At 48.3% G+C, this 20,315-nt stretch carries 16 protein-coding genes; all 16 read left to right on the top strand.

The genetic code is table 11. The features are described 5' to 3' along the window. The first annotated feature begins 282 nt into the window (after positions 1 to 282). On the top strand, positions 283 to 1,767 hold the full coding sequence (locus J4G07_18435) for a cadherin domain-containing protein (protein ID MCE2415965.1): 1,485 nt from the start codon (positions 283 to 285) through the stop codon (positions 1,765 to 1,767). A gap of 179 nt (positions 1,768 to 1,946) precedes the next feature. Continuing rightward, positions 1,947 to 2,942 carry a formylglycine-generating enzyme family protein gene (locus tag J4G07_18430; GenBank protein MCE2415964.1) on the top strand — a complete coding sequence of 332 codons (996 nt, stop codon included), beginning with the start codon at positions 1,947 to 1,949 and terminating at the stop codon, positions 2,940 to 2,942. A gap of 291 nt (positions 2,943 to 3,233) precedes the next feature. Continuing rightward, entirely contained in the window at positions 3,234 to 4,973 is a 1,740-nt protein-coding gene (locus J4G07_18425) for an iron ABC transporter permease (protein ID MCE2415963.1), read from the top strand. A gap of 14 nt (positions 4,974 to 4,987) precedes the next feature. Then, the gene (locus J4G07_18420) at positions 4,988 to 5,569 is read left to right on the top strand and encodes an SIS domain-containing protein (protein MCE2415962.1); all 582 of its coding nucleotides are present in this window, start codon (positions 4,988 to 4,990) and stop codon (positions 5,567 to 5,569) included. A gap of 86 nt (positions 5,570 to 5,655) precedes the next feature. Then, on the top strand, positions 5,656 to 5,937 hold the full coding sequence (locus tag J4G07_18415) for a DUF4212 domain-containing protein (GenBank protein ID MCE2415961.1): 282 nt from the start codon (positions 5,656 to 5,658) through the stop codon (positions 5,935 to 5,937). Next, positions 5,934 to 7,631 carry a cation acetate symporter gene (locus J4G07_18410; GenBank protein MCE2415960.1) on the top strand — a complete coding sequence of 566 codons (1,698 nt, stop codon included), beginning with the start codon at positions 5,934 to 5,936 and terminating at the stop codon, positions 7,629 to 7,631. The genes J4G07_18415 and J4G07_18410 overlap by 4 nt, the downstream gene beginning before the upstream one ends. A gap of 15 nt (positions 7,632 to 7,646) precedes the next feature. Next, positions 7,647 to 9,356 (top strand): hypothetical protein, encoded by a 1,710-nt coding sequence (locus tag J4G07_18405; GenBank protein MCE2415959.1) that lies wholly within the window; start codon positions 7,647 to 7,649, stop codon positions 9,354 to 9,356. A 35-nt stretch (positions 9,357 to 9,391) separates the two neighbouring features. Continuing rightward, positions 9,392 to 10,582, top strand: a complete 1,191-nt coding sequence (locus J4G07_18400; GenBank protein MCE2415958.1) for a HEAT repeat domain-containing protein — start codon at positions 9,392 to 9,394, stop codon at positions 10,580 to 10,582. A 227-nt stretch (positions 10,583 to 10,809) separates the two neighbouring features. Next, a complete protein-coding gene (locus tag J4G07_18395; protein MCE2415957.1) occupies positions 10,810 to 12,573 on the top strand; it encodes a type II/IV secretion system protein in 1,764 nt (587 codons plus the stop codon). 27 nt (positions 12,574 to 12,600) lie between these two features. Beyond that, entirely contained in the window at positions 12,601 to 13,827 is a 1,227-nt protein-coding gene (locus tag J4G07_18390; GenBank protein MCE2415956.1) for a type II secretion system F family protein, read from the top strand. A 166-nt stretch (positions 13,828 to 13,993) separates the two neighbouring features. Continuing rightward, on the top strand, positions 13,994 to 14,449 hold the full coding sequence (gene gspG / locus J4G07_18385; protein MCE2415955.1) for a type II secretion system major pseudopilin GspG: 456 nt from the start codon (positions 13,994 to 13,996) through the stop codon (positions 14,447 to 14,449). A gap of 115 nt (positions 14,450 to 14,564) precedes the next feature. Next, the gene (locus tag J4G07_18380) at positions 14,565 to 15,206 is read left to right on the top strand and encodes a prepilin-type N-terminal cleavage/methylation domain-containing protein (GenBank protein MCE2415954.1); all 642 of its coding nucleotides are present in this window, start codon (positions 14,565 to 14,567) and stop codon (positions 15,204 to 15,206) included. A 406-nt stretch (positions 15,207 to 15,612) separates the two neighbouring features. Then, positions 15,613 to 16,083 carry a type II secretion system minor pseudopilin GspI gene (gene gspI, locus J4G07_18375; GenBank protein ID MCE2415953.1) on the top strand — a complete coding sequence of 157 codons (471 nt, stop codon included), beginning with the start codon at positions 15,613 to 15,615 and terminating at the stop codon, positions 16,081 to 16,083. An 11-nt stretch (positions 16,084 to 16,094) separates the two neighbouring features. Next, positions 16,095 to 17,093, top strand: a complete 999-nt coding sequence (locus J4G07_18370) for a prepilin-type N-terminal cleavage/methylation domain-containing protein (protein MCE2415952.1) — start codon at positions 16,095 to 16,097, stop codon at positions 17,091 to 17,093. Between the two features lie 12 nt (positions 17,094 to 17,105). Beyond that, positions 17,106 to 18,629 (top strand): helix-hairpin-helix domain-containing protein, encoded by a 1,524-nt coding sequence (locus J4G07_18365; GenBank protein ID MCE2415951.1) that lies wholly within the window; start codon positions 17,106 to 17,108, stop codon positions 18,627 to 18,629. An 83-nt stretch (positions 18,630 to 18,712) separates the two neighbouring features. Beyond that, positions 18,713 to 20,315, top strand: a 1,603-nt coding sequence (pilM, locus tag J4G07_18360; protein ID MCE2415950.1) for a pilus assembly protein PilM, incomplete at its 3' end; no start/stop codon positions are given.

Raw genomic sequence — 20,315 nt, 5'->3', positions numbered from 1 at the left:
GATTTACGCGGCGCGGGCTATTTTTGTTGCAAAGGAGCAAGTATCATGCGCAAATCAATATTTATGTATTCTCTCTTAGCCTTCGGCTATTTGGGGTTCTCAATAATTCCGGTTACGGAAGTAAGCGCGCAAACGATAGCAATTACCACAGGAAATAATCAGTCAACCACTCGAGGTAATAACTTCTCAAGTGCAGTGACGTTTACAGTAACAAATGGAGGTAGTCCGGTACCAAATGAAACCGTATCGATAGGTACGGATCTTAACCACAGGAATGTTAAGATGAGTGCTACAAGCACTGGAACATTTACGACTTCGCTATCTCTATCAACGGATGTCAGTGGAGAAGTTAGTTTTTTTATAAAGGCTGATACGAATTCTTTTTTTGATACTGCTGTCGTTACAGGTTCTATCTCAGTAGGAACGAACACAATCTCTGCGAGTTTTACAGGGACAATTACGGATGTGCTTAACTTTTCAGCAGCTACAGCGACACGCAGCGTTGTGGAAGGGACTGCAGCAAACATGGATATTGGGGCTGCTGTATCCGCAACACATTGGGCGAATGCGGATGCTGATACGACCAATAATGTCACATTGGAGTATAGTCTTGAGGGAACAGATGCGGCATCATTTAGTATTGATACCACAGGGCAGTTGAAAACCAGTGCTGCTCTGGATCATGGGACCAAAAACAGTTACAGTGTAACCGTCAAGGTTGAGGAAAAAGGCAGCGGAATAACAGCAAGAAGTTCCGATACAATAGCTGTCACTATCACTGTAACCCGACTGCCTGCCCCTACAGGCTTGACGGCCACTCCAGGCGATGGTCAAGTTAGGCTGAGTTGGACAGCTCCATCAACAACGGCGGCTATTACCGGGTATGAATATAGTTCTGATGATGGTAATAATTGGGCTCCGAGTGGAACAGGAATTACTGTTTTAGTAGGGAACCTCACAAATGGGACTGCATATACTTTCAAGGTCAGGGCGGTGAGTGGTTCTATTAAGGGAATAGCATCTACATCTCAAACAGCAACACCAGCAGGCGGAGTGTCATCACCGCAACTGCCCTCTGATGGTACAACGTCCCCAGTAGACACAACGCCTGTTGTGGAAGCCGACCCAGAGACACCCCAGAGGCGGCGGCTTATATATGAATGTCCTGTCGGGTGGGTGAGATCCGACGGGTTTGCGGGACGCACCCGGCGAGTGCTTCTCTATGAAGTCAAGTTAGAAATGGATTTACACAACCCTGTCTCCATCTATAAACCTGACTGGGTGGCTATCTATGTGCATCCTGACGAAGCACTTCAGGACTTAGACGGTTGGAAACTCCAGGTCGCACTCCCGTATAATCACCATAGCGAGTATCCGCTGACGGCAGAGAATTCCGTTATTGTTGACTCAAAAATTGAAGGCGTAGACGGTGGCTTTGCGTTCATAGAGAACCCCGAAGAGGATCCGTTCCCGATGGTAGGGATAGGATTTACGGGGAGCCCCGCTCCCGGCTTTGATTATCGTCTGTATGATGAGACGGGTCGGCGTGTAGACTTCGGGATTTCCTGCTATAAGCGATTCGACATCTTTCAGGTGCTCAAGGAGATGGAAGATCCGAGGGTTTTAAGGAATGTGCTGCTTGAGACGCTTGATTGGGATACGCATTACCTGAGAAGTGAGTGGACGGTTCCCGTTCCGGTGGCTGCTGCGCCTTCGCAGATAAAAGGGAATATCGTCGGCACATGGGGTGCTCTGAAAAAACAATAGGCAAAGATGCGCGAAAGATAGAATACCGAATGCCATCACGCCTCTTTTTTTATCCGCAATTGACACACCTGTGAATCTTGAGAAAAAACGGGTGCAATTCGGCAACGTATCAGGTATAATGAAGATAAGGCTGCCGATTTCCCTATTGCAAGCAGAAAAAAAGGAGCAGGTATACTCTCATGACAAAACACCATAAAGACTTGAAAACGTCCTTAAAGCGTATTTTGGAAAGGTATTGCCTTATTATGCTCGTCGGGGGACTCTTCCTCACTATCAGCGGTTGCGAACGAGATGACATAACGCCGCCAGCGGAAACAACAACACTGCTACCAGAGAAAAAAATACCGCTCCCCGAGGAAAAAACAACGCCACCAGCAGAGGAAAAAATACCACTCCCTAAAGGCATGGTACTCATTCCCGCGGGTGAGTTTCAGATAGGCAGCAACGATGCGGAGGCAGATGACGATGAGCAGCCGGTGCGCACCGTCTATGTAGATGCGTTTTATATGGATAAGACGGAAGTGACGAACGCACAATTCAAAGAATTTGTGCTTGAAAACCCGCGTTGGCAGAAGAATAGGATTGACGGAAGATTTCACAATGGGCGTTATCTCTGGGACTGGGACGGGAATAACTACCCAAAAGGTAGAGGCAAACATCCGGTTGATAGTGTGAGTTGGTATGCGGCGATGGCATACTCGAAGTGGGCAGAAAAGCGTCTGCCGACAGAGGCGGAATGGGAACGCGCCGCGCGCGGGGGCTTAGTCGATAAGAAGTATCCGCATGGGAACACGATAACGCCGCGGGATGCGAACTACGGCAACAACGTTACAGATACCACCGCCGTAGGTAGGTATCCTGCGAACGGGTATGGATTACGTGATATGGCGGGTAACGTGAGAGAATGGTGTTTAGATGCATACCATCGTGGATTCTATTCTACATTTCCACAGGAGGGTGTTGCGCGCAATCCGTTGGCGGGAGCGAACACGATTCAGTGGATATTGGATAACTTCACAGATGTTAATGTTGATGTTTCCCGCGTCCTGCGCGGTGGTCACTGGTTCGATACAGCTCGACTCCCGCGTGTCGCCGATCGGAACGATTCCAAACCAAAGAGCGCGTTCCACGTCATCGGTTTTCGTTGTGTGAGGTCTGTAACTGGACCCCCTTAACAGGCTTTCCCCTTCCAAAAATATTCCACAAATGTAACATTTTAACGGGATAGGTGTTGCCAATTTTTCCCGTGCGAAGGCGTTTATCGCCCCGATGTCAAAGTGTCCCCTTTTCTGAACCGTCCCTGAATACACATTGGGCGAAAAAAATAGGTGCGATTCGGCAGCGTATCGGGTATAATTAAAACGTAGCTTGCGCGTTTTTCCGATCGCGAGCCAAAAAATACACCTATAAACTGGAGACCAGAGGCAGAACAAATCGCACATAGAAATCCGTCCTTAATAGACAAAATTAGACGACGATACGATTTCACGCCATCCATCACGCTGATTTTCGGGTTAACGGTCCTCTTCTTTACCGTCTTTCTCATATATCCACTCCTCTATGTTTTCAAGGAAGCCTTCTGGATTGAAAACACATTCAATCTCACATATTTCAAATTGATGGTGACCGACCCGAATATACGGGAACTCGTTATTAATAGTTTCAAAATCGGTGTCATGGTGACGCTGGTAACGAGCATCATCAGCCTTCCGCTGGCGTATTTTTTGACACGATACCGGTATCCCGGGCGTGACATGCTCCGTTCTGTCATCCTGATTCCGATGATTATGCCGCCTTTCGTCGGCGCGATCGGGATGAAATATTTTTTCGGGTTATATGGCAGTGTGAACATGCTTCTTGAGAGACTCAATCTGATGGATCTGGCGGAACCTATTGACTGGTTCGGTGGTGGGTTCTGGGGTGTGGTGATGTTATCAACATTGCACTTATATCCGATCATGTATCTTAACATCGTCGCTGCACTCGCGAATGTCGATCCGAGTTTAGAGGAAGCCGCAGAAAATATGGGGGCATCGCGTTTTCAGGTCTTCCGTCAGATAACGTTGCCGTTGATGATGCCGGGTTATTTCGCCGGTGCCATCCTCGTCTTTATCTGGGCGTTTACCGACCTCGGCACACCCCTGATTTTTGAGTACCGTAACGTCGTTTCAGTGCGAATTTTCAACCAAGTGACGGAGGCGAACACCAATCCGATGGGGTACGCCCTTGTTGTGCTTATAGTTGTACTGACAGCACTTGCCTTTTATGTTTCAAAGAGATGGACGGGTAGTAAGCACTATGAGATGCTCGGTAGGGGACACGTGACTTCACGTGAAACCGATACGAATTGGGGCATGCGTAGTGTCATCTACCTCTTTATTGGTGGATTAACGTTTATGGCGTTGCTGCCACACATCAGCGTAATCCTTGTTTCCTTGACACCGGATGCCAGTCAGTGGCGAATGAGTGTGCTGCCACAATCATGGACGTTGACGCACTATGTTGAAACCTTCACGCATTCCGATACGCTACCGAGTATCCTTAACAGCCTAAAATACAGCGTTTTCAGCACATTATTGGCACTCCTTGTCGGCATCGTGGTGTCATATCTGTTGACACGCAAGCGTCTGCCGTTCCAGAATCTGTTGGATGCCATCGCTATGCTACCGCTGGCATTACCCGGAGTTGCAATAGCGTTCGGGTATATGGGTAGCTTCGCGGATACGACGCTGCTCCTGCGGTATTTCCCCGATGGACTGGTTTCTGTTATAGATCCGAGACGGAACCCGACCTTCCTTCTGATTATCAGTTATGCGGTGCGGCGGTTACCGTATATGTTACGCTCCATCTACGCCGGACTCCAACAGACAAGTGTGTCATACGAAGAAGCGTCCCAAAATATGGGGGCAACGCCTGTTCGGACGTTGTATAAAATCACCTTGCCCTTGGTGATTGCGAACATCCTTGCGGGTGCGATTCTCGTGTTCTCATTCTCTATGCTTGAAGTCAGTGATAGCTTGATATTGGCAATGAAAGATCAGCATTATCCAATTACAAAAGCGATTTGGTCACTCTCCCAACGTCCAGACCACGGTCCATATACGGCGAGTGCATTGGGTGTAGTGGGGATGTTAATTCTAATCGCATGTCTACTCGGCGCGGGTCGCGTGCTCGGTGGAAAGTTAGGAGAAATTTTCCGAATTTAGGAGACATAATGGACATTTTGCATAGCGTCCGCGATGCTTTGTTAGAAGCGCGAGATGTGCTTGATAGGTTTATCCGAAACCCTGAGAATATCGCGACCCTCGCGGAAACCGCAGAATTAATCCGAGATGTATTTGAACGGGAAGGTCGAGTCTTTACCTGTGGAAATGGTGGGAGCTTGTGCGATGCGATCCATTTTGCTGAGGAATGCACAGGTAAGTTTCGGAAAGATAGGAAACCACTCTCCGCGATTGCGCTCGGGGATGCGGGACATATCACTTGTACGGCGAACGATTTCGGATTCGCGGAGATTTTCGCGCGCCCGCTGTTAGCACTCGGACATCCTGGTGATCTGCTTATCGTCCTCTCAACGAGCGGAAATTCTGAAAATGTCGTCCGTGCAGCCGTGGCAGCAAAGTCTCGTGGGATGAAAGTGTTTGGGTTATTGGGTAAAAATGGTGGAAGTCTCAAGCAGCATTGCGATAGTTATCTAATTGCGCCAGGGGACACCGCAGATCGCATTCAGGAAATCCATATTAAGGTCCTCCACATTCTCATTGAACAGGTCGAACGGTTAATGTTTCCGATGAATTACTGATTGTGCTTCAGACCTTTGCTACTATGCACGGCAAGTTTGAAAGCAATACTACTTATGCGCTTACGGTCTAACGGAGGAGATCATCTATGGCGTCATCACCGAAGAACAAAGCATATTGGCGAAAAAACCTCCAATATCTTGCTATTTTATTGGGAATTTGGTTTATCACCTCATATCTCTGCTCAGTTGTGTTCGTCGAGCAGCTGGACAAGATCCGTATTGGGGGCTGTCCGCTGGGTTTCTATTTTGCACAACAGGCATCAATCTGGATTTTCGTTGAACTCATCTTCGTTTATGCGTGGTTGATGAATCGTTTAGAGAAGAGATATAGTCAAAGCGAAGACGGGGAGGACGCAGAACAAATATGACCGTACAAGCATGGACTTTCGTAATGGTGGCACTCTCGTTCGCGTTGTATATTGGGGTGGCACTGTGGTCTAAGGCACGCTCGACTGGTGACTTCTATGTCGCTGGAAGTAACGTGCATCCCGTTGTGAATGGCATGGCAACAGCGGCGGATTGGATGAGTGCGGCTTCTTTTATCGCAATGGCAGGGATGATCTCGTTCATGGGACGCGATGGATCTGTCTATCTACTCGGATGGACGGGCGGCTACGTCCTGCTCGCGTTGCTGTTAGCGCCCTATCTCCGCAAATTCGGCAAATATACTGTTCCTGATTTCGTTGGTGACCGATATTACTCTCACTTGGCTCGGATTGTTGCAGTGGTGTGTGCAATTTTTGTCTCGTTTACTTATGTCGCGGGACAGATGCGCGGTGTGGGCATTGTCTTTTCTCGGTTCCTGAGTGTCAATGTTGAAACAGGTGTCCTTATCGGTATGGGGATTGTATTCTTTTATGCTGTGCTTGGCGGCATGAAGGGAATTACTTATACACAAGTTGCGCAGTACTGTGTCCTGATCTTTGCGTATCTCGTGCCGGCTATTTTTATTTCTATCCTCATTACAGGCAACGCTATCCCACAGATGGGATTGATGGGCAAGGTGGCAGATGGTTCAGGGCTTTATCTCCTTGACAGGCTCAACGGTTTGAACGAGCAATTGGGGTTTAACCTGTATACAGATGGAAATAAAGCCACGATTGACGTCTTTTTTATTACAGCGGCATTGATGTTGGGAACGGCAGGATTACCGCATGTGATTATCCGATTCTATACCGTGCGAAAAGCCTCCGAGGCACGGATTTCTGCGGGTTGGGCACTGCTGTTCATCGCACTTCTCTATACGACGGCACCGGCAGTGGCTATCTTTGCTCGCACAAACCTGCTCAACACCGTAAGTTATGAACAGAACGGTGAATTGACGGATGTAAAATATGAGGATGTCCCAGATTGGTTTAAGAATTGGGAAGCGACAGGACTCATTAAGTTTGACGACGTGAACGCCGATGGTGCGATCCAGTATCGCGGCCCAAACTCAGATGTTCAAAATGAGTTGACAATTGATCGAGACATTATGGTCTTGGCGAATCCTGAGATAGCGAAGCTTCCAAACTGGATTGTCGGATTAGTAGCTGCAGGCGGTTTAGCGGCAGCACTCTCGACCGCCGCGGGCCTGCTATTAGTTATTTCGACTGCCGTCGCGCATGATCTTCTGAAAGGCACAATTATGCCGACGCTACAGGAAAAACAGGAATTGACTGCCGCACGTATTGCGGCAGGCGTCGCAGTTTGTATCGCTGGGTATTTCGGAATGAACCCACCAGGATTCGTAGCACAAGTTGTTGCATTTGCCTTCGGTCTTGCAGCGAGTTCATTTTTCCCCGCGATTGTGATGGGTATCTTCTCTAAACGTATGAACAAAGAAGGCGCAATTAGTGGCATGATTGTTGGGATTACTTTTACAGCGGCGTATATCATCTATTTTAAGTTTGTCAGTCCAGAATTAAACACATCGGAGCATTGGTTATGGGGTATTTCACCGGAAGGGATCGGAACCCTTGGTATGGCACTAAACTTCATCGTATCTATCGCTGTAGCTGCCGTTACACCCCCACCCCCTGATGACGTGCAAGCACTCGTTGATGACATACGAGTTCCGTAAAAATAGAGGTATTTGATGAATACAATATTTTCATGGAGATGGCATCAATTTTTTCCTCAAGGCATAGTGCCGCTTTTTAGGGACAGGTTACAGACGGTTTCCAAAATCTCCTGCTTAATCCTACTGTTGTTAATGACCCCTTTGGTGCATGCCGCGGAGGTAGAAGATTTCATACCAAAGGAGAGTATTCTGTATGTGAAACTCCAAGATATAGATGAAGTCTACGGTGAGATTGAGATTTCAGAAAATTGGGAGAAAGCGCTTGCACTGTTGTCGGATGTGTCAAACTGGCAAGAACTGCAGCAGGGACTCGCAATGTTACAAGGAATGCTTGGCACTAACCTATCGGGTATAATTGAGACGGTGGGGTACCGAACGGCATTAGCAGTATGGCTGGATGAAGCGGACAGCTCGCAGAGGCAGGTTGGTATCGTGATACATTCGGGCGGGAATCTTGATACACTTCGGCAGTTTACCAAAATTGCAGAAGGGTTCCTTGGAATGGGTAACGAAACCACCTTACGTTTGGACGCAGGTGTGTACCAGCGCGTTCGCTACAACGTACTTGAAGGGTTCGATAGTCCCCTTAAATATGGGTTTGTGGATGAGTATCTTGTCATCGGTGCTGGAGAAGGAAGTTTTGAGAAATTGCTGGATACCTACCGAACTGATCTCCCTTCTATTCAGCAGAACCCAGAATTCGCTAAGGGATTAGAAAAAACAGGTTCAGGAGAAGTCATCATATATGCCAATGTTCCACACGTTCTACCTGCCATGGAGGATAGCTTAGACAGATGGATGCGAGCGCACTTCCCTATTTTCAAATCTGTATTTGGACAACTCAATTTGCTGGAAACAGGTCCTTTTCTTCAAGTGGCTGTGGAATATGATCTTAATCTCCCAGAAAACGAGATAGGCATGTTTTTAAAAGAAGGTCAAAGGCTGAAAACCTTAAACGCGTTATCTGGTAAGGACGATCTATTTGTTACTGTAGCACCCAAAGTTGTTGAGAGTATATGGAAGTCTGTTCCGACCGATGATGCCGCCGAGGGAATCTCCTTTTTGGAAGGTCTTATGAACCTTGATCTGGAAGAGGATATTATGACTGGATTGACCGGTGAGCTTGCTTTGTCAATCCCTGATTTCACACATTTCGATCCAGAAGCCTTAAGTGGCTTTAGATTTGAATTTGATGGATCAATTGAACTCGATGCTGGTGATGTTCAAACGAATGGTGGAATTGTTTTCAACTCCAGCAATCGCATGAAATGGGATCAGATTGGTAATAGCCTTTCTAACCTACAAAATGCCTCTGTTTCTCAAACAGATTACAAGGGGGCAACGGTGTCGGAAGTTTCTTCAAATATTTTCTATAGCGAGGTTGATGGGTTGTTTCTTATAGGTTTCTCGGAAAATCAGATGTATGCCCTTATTGACACAATTAAACGGAAAAAGAAACCATCCTATTTAAAGCAACTGCCAAAAACACCTACGGCATTTGCCCAGCTGAATTTAGCACGAGTTCTGGAGTTCGAAAAAGGAGTACTACCTGCTGACAAACTACTTGTCAATTCTAAGGAGATGCCCCGATTGCTCACTTGGCTTTCAGTCGAAGGAGATGCCGCTGTGTTAGAGATGACAATATCAGAAGAAACTCCCATAGAAATGCTCGCGAAACTCGTTCCATTTTTCATTTGGAACATGGATGTAATATGGTGGGAATAGCCGAATTAGATTAACTAATTGAGGAGCAAACACTAATGCGTCAGAAAAAACACATAATCAAGGCAAGCACTGGTATACCTGTAAGACGATGGTTTTGGATAATCGTAACTGCTGTTGGTATTTTACTCGGTTTAGGGATTAGCCAGATGGTTCAACTTCATGAGGCGACGGCAGAGTCCCCTGATAACGGCTTGTCCGAGCTTGCTGCGGAGCTTGATGCGATCAAAGCAAAGCATAGAATGATACAAGCAAAATGGCAATCCGAGTTACTGGCACAGGTTGTCCCAACTTTGGGGGATGCGTCAGATGGTGTGAAACGTCAGTTTGTCGATTTCCTTGAAGAAATTGGAAGCCCTGGCACCTCTGCCCTTATCGTGATGCTTCAAGATCCGGCGAAGCGCGTCCGAAAAGAAGCGGTTGATACCTTAGGTGCAATCGGTGAACGAGAAAGAAAAGCAGGACGAAATTCAGATGCCGCCGCTATCGGATTAGCGATGGCACTCAAAGATTCGTCTGATGAGGTTTTCCGTGAGGCACTTGCGGAATTGGACGACGTTCGTCCGACATCTTCGGAATCGCTCGCTGTCGTCCTGCCAGCACTCATCGCAGTCCAGACGAGAGGTTCATCAAGTGCACGCAGCGAGGTCCTCGATGTCTTGGGACGGATCGGCGAGATCCTCGCGAAAAGTGGGCAGTCCACTGATGCAATTCGAGATGCTTTAATTGCCGGTCTAAATGATAGTTCCAGAAAAGTCCGAACCAATGCAGTCGCTGAATTGTCTGACATACGAGCAGCTTCCACTGAAACATTCACGGCGTTGATAGGCACACTGTCAGACGATTCTGATTCTGTGCGAGCGCGTGCTGAAGATGCCTTGATTGAGTTAGGAGAAGCTGCTGCTACAACCATCACGCCGATGTTGGCAGATGCGCTCACGAAGAGTCAATCAGCCGTAACACGTGGGCACGTCGTTGATGTGCTTGGAGGTATCGGTGAGGAACTCGTAGATGATGGAAAACCTGGAGCGGTGGTCGTGGAGCCGATTCTCATAGCACTACGAGATACTGCTGAGGATGTCCGACGCAACGCTGCTGATGAATTAGGTGAGATGCGTGCAACATCCCCTGAGGTGGGAACAGCTTTGACACAGGCACTCGAAGATACCTCTAAAGCCGTTCGCGATGCAGCGAAAAAAGCGATCCGACGGATTGAGAAAACCAAATAACGCTTGGAAGAATAGGTTCAAATTACGCGCCTTTACTTTCCAAAGGCGCGTCACTAATATAGTCGGTCTGTTAAACTTATTGCTATCTCCTGCGTCTTAATCATCAACAATAGATACCACACCATAAATTTATAGAATAAATAACATATTGATATAGAACAAAATAACATAGAGGCTACTTTTCGTGTGAGGTTCGGGTTCCCGGCGAAAAGTAGGGCTTATACACTATGCAACAGACATTGAATACGGTTTCGCTTGTTGAGGTGATGCGACAGGCATCTCTCATTTCAGAACAGGACTATACAGACATCGTTGCAGAGATAAAGCAAACCGGTGCCTCCGAAGCGGCTGTGCTTTCTAAGCATGGCGTCCCCTCCAACATCCTTGCACTTGCTACAAAGAGTGTTGAATACGGGACATCCTTCATTCAATTGGAAGGTGTTTCCCCTGAACCTGACGTGCTTGAAAAGGTGTCACCCGGGTTCGCGTACCGAAATAAAATCGTGCCTATAGCGTTGATGGGAGATCAACTCAGGGTTGCGATGGTGGACGTTCTGGATATTGTTCTCATTGACGAGATTGAGCTCATCACCAATTGCCAAATTACGCCTGTTCTTGCAGATGAAACAGATATTGACGAGTCAATCGTCCGTCTCTATGGGCGCACTGCTGAGAGTTTACTCAGTGCTGGTATCAAGGGACCTGTTGGTGCAGCTGCTACTCTTGAACGTGAGACGATTGACGACTTTGGAATTGATGAGAAAGACCTCAGCCAAGATCCCACAGTCATACATGCTGTTGACCAGATGATTATCGATGCCGTCCGAATGGGAGCAAGCGACATCCACATTGAACCCTATCCGGCTCAGCTAAAGATTAGGTTCCGCGTTGATGGTGTGCTTGAGGACCAGCCGCAGCCCCCTGCCTACCTCCAATCCGCGATCACTTCACGTATCAAAATTATGGCGGGAATGGATGTCGCCGAACGCAGACGTCCACAAGATGGAAAAATCAGTCGGCAAATTGGGAGTGTCGGCAACCGCCAGATAGACCTCCGTGTTTCTACTGTCCCAACTGTTGCGACCCTTCATGGTGAAAGCGTTGTCCTCCGTATCCTCGACCGACAGTCTATTGAGTTCGGACTCGCAGAACTCGGGTTAACCGAAGACAACCTCCACCTCTTTCAACGTATGATTCGTAAACCGCACGGTATCATCCTTGCGACGGGACCCACCGGTAGCGGTAAAACGACCTCGCTTTATGCGTGTTTGAAAGAGATTAACTCGCCCGATGTCAAAATCATAACCCTCGAAGACCCAGTGGAGTACGAGTTAGAGGGGATCAACCAAATCCAAGTCAATCCTGATATAGATTTCACCTTCGCCCAAGGTCTCCGCCATATTCTACGACAGGACCCAGATAAGGTATTAGTGGGTGAGATTCGTGACTACGAGACAGCGGAGATGGCAATCCATACCTCACTCACGGGTCACCTCGTCTTTAGCACACTCCATACGAACGATGCCCCGGGCGCGATCACGCGACTCATTGATATGAACGTTGAACCGTATCTCGTTGCCTCCACGGTAGAAGGGGTCATCGCCCAGAGGCTTGCCCGACGTGTCTGCAAGGCGTGTTGTGAGATGCATTCTCCGGATATGCAAGAATTGGCGGGACTTATGGGCAACGGCAAGGGTACTACCATCTCTTCCGATCTGAAAATTCCGCGTGCAGTCGGATGTAAAGAGTGCCGAGGGAGAGGCTATAAAGGTAGAATCGGTATCTTTGAAGTGTTACTTATGACGGATGAGATTCGATCCATGGCACTCAAGCAGGCATCGACGAGTGAGATTCGTCGCCTTGCTGTCCAAATGGGGATGAAAGGTTTGCGTGAAGACGGTTGGCGTAAGGTCGCTGCTGGGTTGACAACAGTTGACGAGGTTATCCGATTAACGCAGGAAGACGAATTTGATTTCGTGGAAGTTGTGTGATTCTGAAGTGTAGCGGAGGGGTTGATTGTGCCGATATTCCGATATGAAGCACTCACGCATAGCGGTGGGACCGTTACGAATACAATAGAAGCAGACTCCAAAGCCGAACTCATCTCTCGTTTACGGCAGATGGGTTATTGGCCCACAGATATCGTTGAAGAGTCGGATGATGCGGCACCCACCGATGTGCGTCGCTGGTTTGAGATCGGCAGACGTGGTGTGAAGGCGACGGATGTTGAGTTTTTTACGTACCAATTAGCAACGCTGGTGAACGCGCATGTCCCGCTACCGCGCGCCCTGGAGGTTACACTCGGTCAAATCCAAAACCCTGCGCTTCACCGTATCGTTTCCCAAGTGAAGTATGATGTGGAACACGGTGCGACTTTTCACGATGCCCTCACCCAGCATCCGAAGGTATTTTCTAATCTGTATGTCAACATGGTAAGAGCTGGCGAGAGTGGTGGTGTTCTTGGTATCGTCTTAGAACGGCTCGCAGAATTCGCCGAACGTCAGCGGCTTCTGAAAAACGATGTCGTCTCAGCACTCTTTTATCCAGTTATTTTGTTGGTCCTGAGTGTTTCCGCTGTCGCAGTGCTGATGATTCTTGTCATACCGAAATTTACCGCAATGTTCAACGATCTCGGTGTCGAATTACCATTACCAACGCGGATTCTCATTGGTACGACGGATGCCTTCCAAACCTATTGGTGGCTCGGATTGCTCGTTGGCATCGTAGGTGTAACGGGCTTGCGGCAATATCTCCGTCGCGAGGCCGGTCAAATTTGGTTTGACCGTCTAAAGCTCAAGTTGCCGCTCGTCGGACCCATATTTAGCACCTTTGCCATTGTCCGCTTCACCCGAACAATGGCGACACTTTTGGAAAATGGTGTCCGTATGCTGCCTGCTCTCCAAGTCGTCAAAGACACCATCGGCAATAAGGTATACAGCAATGTCGTCGCCGCCGCAGAAACAGAAGTTGAACAGGGTTCCTCGCTCTCACGTGAACTGGGTAGAAGCAAGGATTTCCCTGAATTCGTCACGCACATGGTGGCTGTTGGCGAGGAATCCGGTGAACCTGTTCACATGCTCAGCAAACTATCTGAATACTACGATATAGAAATAAAAAAGAGCCTCGAACGTCTAACGGGTTCTATCGGTCCTCTTGTCATTTTATTCATGGGACTCGTTATCGGGTTTATCGCTGTTGCGATGATCCTCCCGATCTTTGAGGCAAACCAATTACTAAGCAATTAAATTGCTATCGGCTATCGGCTTTCGGTTTCCATCAGCAAAGAAGGTTTCTGGTGAAGTTACACCTACTTGCTGACCGCGGATTGAAGCAGTTTGCTGATGGAAACCAATCTTCTGACTGCTGACCGCTGATAGCCGACGGCTGACAGCCATTATAGGAGAAAAACAGATGTACGCTGCACTTAAATCCGATCAATCTGGGTTGACCCTCATTGAATTGACGATTGTCATTGTCATTTTGGGGATTTTGGCTGCCTTCATCGCGCCGCGGGTCATCAATGCCCCGCAGCAAGCGAAAGTTGCGAAGGCACAAACAGAAATTAACGGTATCAAAACCGCATTGGAACAGTATGCGATCGCAACGGGCGAATATCCTACAACGGAGCAAGGGTTAAGTGCCTTGTGGCGGGCGCCGAGCCCCGCACCCGCGAATTGGGCGGGTCCCTATATTGACAGCCCGAATTTTGTTGACCCGTGGAATAATCCATACGTCTATCGTCAACCCAGTACCCATTACGGATACGACTATGACCTCTATTCGACAGGTAAGGATGGGAAAGTAGGCGGGACAGAACTGGACGCAGACATCACCAATTGGGTCGATGAAACCACCGGAGCCTACTAAAGCAATGTTACGAACGACAAAAAGATGGAAGGGGGAAAGGGCAGAAGGCAGGAATCAGAAAAGAAATGCCTCCCACTCAATCTTCGAGTCTTCGGGTCTTCCATCTCCAAGCACTATGAGGACCTCGGCATTCACGATTACGGAGTTGCTAATCGTCTTGACTCTGATCGGTATACTGTCAGCAATCTCTATGCCGGCACTGAAAGGGTTCGTGAAAACGCGTCGCTTAAAAGCCTCTGCTTATACACTCCGCAGTCTCCTCACGTTTGCCCGGGATATGGCGGTCACGGATCGAACGACTCATCTCGTCGTTTTTGATTTTGACAACGAGCGATACTGGCTTGCCTCCAGTGAAACGTTTGATCCCAGTAGTCCGCTTAGGTCGACGCTGACGGCTCAAAATTCTACTGTTGTCGCTGCTATACAGAATAATACAAACACAAACCCTGTTACAACAGGCACCTCCGATCCACAGACTCCCTTGACACGATCCAGTGGTATCTTGGGGGTGCCCTATCCGATGGAAGAAAATGTAACATTAGCCGCGATGGTAACCAATCACAACGGCAGAACCGTTCAGGTCGATTCTGGCGTGGCTTACATCTATTTTTCGCCCACTTCCACCTCTGAGGATGCCTTCGTATATCTCCAAAACTCTCAGCACCAGGTAATGTCTGTTACTGTTGAAGCGGCGAGCGGACGCGTCCGTGTGCGACAACTCACATCTCAGGAGATCGAGATGTTGGGCAGTTTTTAATTTTTCCTTGCGGAGTAACAACGGGCGTTTGGACGTTGACGTGTGTCCCTCAAATCTGAAGAAACACCCCGCTGACTCTCACTGCGAGGCAACACGCGCATTCAGCGTTGATTCGCAAATACCCCTCAATTTCATTACGGGCTACCGGTTTGGACTTACCCAAGACAGTAGCCTGCAACAACGGCGCAGGATTTTTGCTTGGGCGTTTCCCCTAGTGCTGTGTCAGTTGAAGGGATTTTCCCTGTAGGGGCAGTCCCTTGTGGCTGCCCACATCCATCATTTTAGGAGTGACACAGCACTAGATATACGGAAAGACACTTTATGCATCAAACCCACCTGACCGAACCGCAAGGTATAATTAAAAACCTGCAACAACAGCACAGGCGACTCTCAAGCGAAAACTTGTATGGAACGCACCATGGGATTTAACACCTTGCGAATCATTAAAAAAATGCGCCCAGCATCAAAAGAAAAAGATGGTTTTACCCTCGTTGAGGTGCTTGTGACGTTGACGATTTTGGCAGCGGTCTTGCCAGCACTGTTGCAGGCGTTTGCTTCCGCGGCGCGTAACCAAGGGCTTTCAGACAACAGTACGACGGCGCTCTACCTTCTCAGACACCGGATGGCAGAGATTGAGATGGAAGGTTATCCAGATGTCGGTGAAGAATCCGACGAGTTCGGTGAAAACACACGTTACCGTTGGCGTTCCGTTGTTGAGGACATAGATTCTGAAGAGGTTGAAAACATCCGTCAAGTTCAAGTAACCGTCACATGGATACATAGAAACAGAGAACGCTCGCTGTCTATGAGTACCTACATCGCAGATCGGCAGATGCCGCAAAATAGCGATCAACCGTCAGCAGTCGGCAGTCGGTAAAGAGGGGTCTGATGAACCAAAATTTTCTTCGGGAATCCCCCGAATCATATTCAGAAGTCCCCTCTACAGAAGCGTCGGGAATCAGAATTCCCCTGCATGCCGAACGCCGAAAGTTAAAAACCGAAAATCAACACGCTGAAAGTGGGCTCACACTCGTTGAGATGCTCATGGCGGTAAGTATCCTCGTCGTCATCGGTGGTTCGGTGTATTTTGCCTTCAAAACAGCCGTCGATGCCTACCATCAAACGGAGTCAAAAATATTGGCTGCACAAAGATGTCGGGTCGCCATGGACCGAATTGTGACGGATCTCAGCAACATGCAAGTCGCATTGCAGGATCCAGAGCTTGCTCTCTATACTCAAGACGGTCCAAGCCAATTAGGCGATAGAGACATGCTCAGTTTTGTTACGCTCGTTAAGACGGATCCCAATCCATTTTTAGAACAACTTGCAAGTTTCCAATCTCAGAATGCCTCGCAAATGCCTTTGCCACTTTTAAGTGACGTGCAGCGTGTTGCTTACTTCGTTGGATCCGAGCCGTTACCCGGTGAATCCACTACAGAGATGTCACCCGTACAGGGTTTAGATTCCGTTGAAGACGCACAGAGCGGTGGATTTGCTCTTTTTCGGGTTACAACGACAGCACTCGATCCTGAAGTTGTTATCGGTGCTCTCTTACAAACGGGTCAGGTTCCGGAGACAGATGAAAATGGTGCGCCAATTTATGTCAATATCGCGACCCTTGTTGCTGGACTCGTCAGTTTTAATCTCCAGTATTTCGATGGAGAGGCGGAAACATGGCGAGCGTCATGGGATGATACTGAAAGCATTCCGAGTGCTGTGCAAGTGCTAATAACCGTCCAAGGTGAAACACAGATGCCTTTGAGCGTTGATGTAGCACAAGCCACAACGCAGAGCCAACCAACAGACCAGTCAACAGGTATGACGCAAGCGACAATGGTGTATCTTCCTGCGAGTGCCACCGCTGGTGGACCAGCAGGTGGACCTTAGGAGATTTTATTCATGATGCGGTCCACAAAACGGGATGCCTGCCCATTTTACAAGGAACAGCAAGGTTTATCTCTCGTCTCAACGCTCTGGATACTCACTATTCTGTCTATTCTTGCGGCGCAGTTGCTCTATTCAATTCATATAGAGCAGCGAACCCAACGGAATTTTTTGGACAGGTCGAAGTTTCACTACGCTGCAAGAGCGGGCTTCGAGTGGACGCTCGCTGTTCTGCGCAGTGACCAAACTCCCTTTGACTCGCTCGGCGAAACTTGGGCTGAACCGCTTCAAGGGCAGATTGAAGACGGGATTCAGCTTGGTAATTTTTTAAACTATCAAGTCACAATTGTAGATGAGGCTTCAAAGGTTAATATCAATATCGCCGACGTAGGGCTTGTCAGTAATTTGCTTGCGCAGGCAGGGGCTTCCCCAGATGATGCCCTCACTGAAGACCTTGCCAACAAAATTGTAGAAGGGCGACCGTATCGCACCGTTAGAGATCTCGCTCGGGTTGAAGGTATGACCTCCGAACTTCTCTACGGTGTCCAGCAAGAAATAACCTTCAACGGTCAGCCGTCAGCGATCAACCAACAGTCTCCGACAGCGACTCCTATGGGCCTTGTTGATTTGGCTACCATCTACTCGGTTGATGCAAGCACAGATCCGAACGGAGAACCGCTTGTAGATATCAATACCGCAGATGCAGAGGAGTTAACGAAGGTTAGCGGACAGCAAAACCAACCTGTGTTCTCACAAGCTGAGGCGGAATCGCTCATCCAGCAACGTGATTTCGACAAATTTTCGGCACTCTTGGATGTCCAAGCAGTTTCCGATGAACTTTTCAACAATATCCGGGACCAATTGACGACTGAAGACAGCAATCAGCAAGAGAATGGCACTTCACCGGAAACCTCTTTACCGACTGTTGACAACCGACCGCCGACTGCCAATAATGATGAAGATGGGAAAGTTAATATCAATACCGCCGATGTTGAAACTTTGGAGTCCTTAGACGGCATTGATCAAGGCATTGCCGAACGCATTGTTAACCATCGCGAAGGGCAAGGGCTTTTTCAGAACATCGATGCAATTAAAGAGGTAAAGATGTTAACTCAGCAGGAATTCATCGGCATTGTTGATAAAATAACACTCAAAGATGGAGAGACGCGTCAAGGTCTCATCAACATAAATACAGCACCCCCTGAGATATTATCGCTGCTACCCGGAATGGATCCACAAAAGGCAGAAGCGATCGTCGAACGTCGTGAAGAGGACGCATCCGATGCCCCGCAGCTTCAGGGTTTTACTGAAGACGAGATAAAAGGAAATCCGTTTACTAACATCTCACAACTGTCACAAGTAGAGGATATTGACTTTGCAACGTTCCGTGAGGTCGTCGATTGGGTAACCTACCGTTCGCACGGGTATCGTATTGAAGCAAGTGGTATTGACCTCGCGGGCAAAGTCGTCTCAACATGTGTCGGCATCATTGATCGAACAGGCGACGAAATAAACATACAGTATTGGCAACAGGATTAGGGGAATGGCTTTCAGCTATCAGCAGAGAGGTGTGAGGATTATCAAAAACCTCTTGTGACTGATTGCTGACTGCTGATAAAAAAATGGCAAAAAATCGAGTCGTGGCGATAGACCTCGGCACACACACAGCAAAAATCGTTCAACTTGAACAGTCTTCTTCTACAACGGTGCGTCTTACCCATGCAAACGTCGTGACGTATCCAGACAAGGATGACCGGCTGCAGGTATATGAATCGGTGAAACGCCTCTGGGACTCTTTAGGGGATCTATCAGTGGAAGGTGGTATCCGTGCATTGTTCAACCGTAATAAGACAGAAATTGCTCTCGCCCTTCCCCGCGCCTTGGTGAATACCAAACGCTTATCGAATTTACCGGCTGCAACGGATGAACAACTCGCGAGTATCGTCGCAATCGCTGCGGAAGCCGAACTCCCTTTCCGAATTGAGGAGGCTATCTTTACGTATCACGATGTACAACAGACCCCAGAGACCTCTTCTGTAGAATTGATATCCACACGGCGGACGTCAGTTTCAAACTATTTGGATCTCCTTGAGCAGATTGGCGTTTCCGTATCGGCAGTTACACCTTCAATGATAGCCATAGCGGCGGTCGCAGCAAACAGTGGCTGCACAAAACCTACATTTATTGCTGACATCGGTGCCGACCAAACAGATTTCTGTTTCATGCAGGAGGGAAGACTCCAGTTTTCACGAAGTTTCCGTTTCGGGGGTGACAATCTCTCTGAACATCTGAGTCGGACCTTGAATATAGATATTGAAACAGCAGTGGAGGAAAAACGACACATTTCGGCAAGCGAAATGCCTGCATACACCTGGACGACTCGATTTATCGATGAACTCCGACGTTCTATCACTGCTGCCACTGCACATTATGGATCAGAAGTAAACACTGACGGACATCAGGGTCTCTCCGCGTCAGAGACGGAAGTTGAACTTTGGTTGTGTGGGGGCGGTGCGCGTGTCCGCGATCTCGCATCCACTTGTGAAACAGAACTCAACATTTCAACACAACTGTGGAATCCACTTCATGCCGTTCAGCAATATGCCAGTATTGACCTCCAGCCCGATCGTCCGGAGGTAGAAGCCATCCTTGAGGCGTGGGGCGATACCCTCGCTGTTCCTTTAGGGACAGGACTCAATGCTTTGAAGTCAACAGCCCCAGTTTCTTTGTTGCCGGAGGAGGCGGTTGAAACCCTTACGCAAACGACACGGCAGCGCCAACTTTTTGCTGCCGCTGGGTTAGGTGTCTTGATAATCGGTGGTATTCTTTTTGGTGGCTACATGCTTCAACGCTCACAACAGTATAGAAGCGAAGCTGTAGAAGCGCAACTCGCGTATTATGCGCAACCGATGTCTGCAGCGAAAGTACAACTTGGGAAGGCGTTAGCACTCACCGATATGTTAGCGCATCATATCTCGCCACTCGATATTTTGCATGCACTTAGTGAGATGTTCCGGGATAGGACACAAGTGGCATGGACTAATTTCAATATTACCAACCTCCATGAACCAACAACTGCGCGCATTACATTCAATTTGGAAAGCACCTCTCATAACGCCATTAATACGCTCTTACGCGCGCTTGACCGTTCCGGGGTTTTTACCAATGTCCGTCCGGGTGAAGTCACAACGATTTCTCAAGATAGAAAACAGATTTTCCAAGTAC

The sequence above is a fragment of the Candidatus Poribacteria bacterium genome (assembly GCA_021295715.1).
Classification (GTDB): Bacteria; Poribacteria; WGA-4E; order WGA-4E; family WGA-3G; genus WGA-3G.
The sequence above is the reverse complement of the archived record's forward strand: the minus strand, read 5'-3'. Positions and strand labels throughout refer to the sequence as shown.

Coding starts and splice junctions, on each gene's coding strand:
- J4G07_18415 (MCE2415961.1), top strand. CDS start 5,656: ATGGCGTCATCACCGAAGAACAAAGCATATTGGCGAAAAAACCTCCAA.
- J4G07_18435 (MCE2415965.1), top strand. CDS start 283: ATGAGTGCTACAAGCACTGGAACATTTACGACTTCGCTATCTCTATCA.
- gspI (MCE2415953.1), top strand. CDS start 15,613: ATGGAACGCACCATGGGATTTAACACCTTGCGAATCATTAAAAAAATG.
- J4G07_18400 (MCE2415958.1), top strand. CDS start 9,392: ATGCGTCAGAAAAAACACATAATCAAGGCAAGCACTGGTATACCTGTA.
- J4G07_18395 (MCE2415957.1), top strand. CDS start 10,810: ATGCAACAGACATTGAATACGGTTTCGCTTGTTGAGGTGATGCGACAG.
- J4G07_18365 (MCE2415951.1), top strand. CDS start 17,106: ATGATGCGGTCCACAAAACGGGATGCCTGCCCATTTTACAAGGAACAG.
- J4G07_18410 (MCE2415960.1), top strand. CDS start 5,934: ATGACCGTACAAGCATGGACTTTCGTAATGGTGGCACTCTCGTTCGCG.
- J4G07_18380 (MCE2415954.1), top strand. CDS start 14,565: ATGAGGACCTCGGCATTCACGATTACGGAGTTGCTAATCGTCTTGACT.
- J4G07_18430 (MCE2415964.1), top strand. CDS start 1,947: ATGACAAAACACCATAAAGACTTGAAAACGTCCTTAAAGCGTATTTTG.
- J4G07_18370 (MCE2415952.1), top strand. CDS start 16,095: ATGAACCAAAATTTTCTTCGGGAATCCCCCGAATCATATTCAGAAGTC.
- J4G07_18405 (MCE2415959.1), top strand. CDS start 7,647: ATGAATACAATATTTTCATGGAGATGGCATCAATTTTTTCCTCAAGGC.
- gspG (MCE2415955.1), top strand. CDS start 13,994: ATGTACGCTGCACTTAAATCCGATCAATCTGGGTTGACCCTCATTGAA.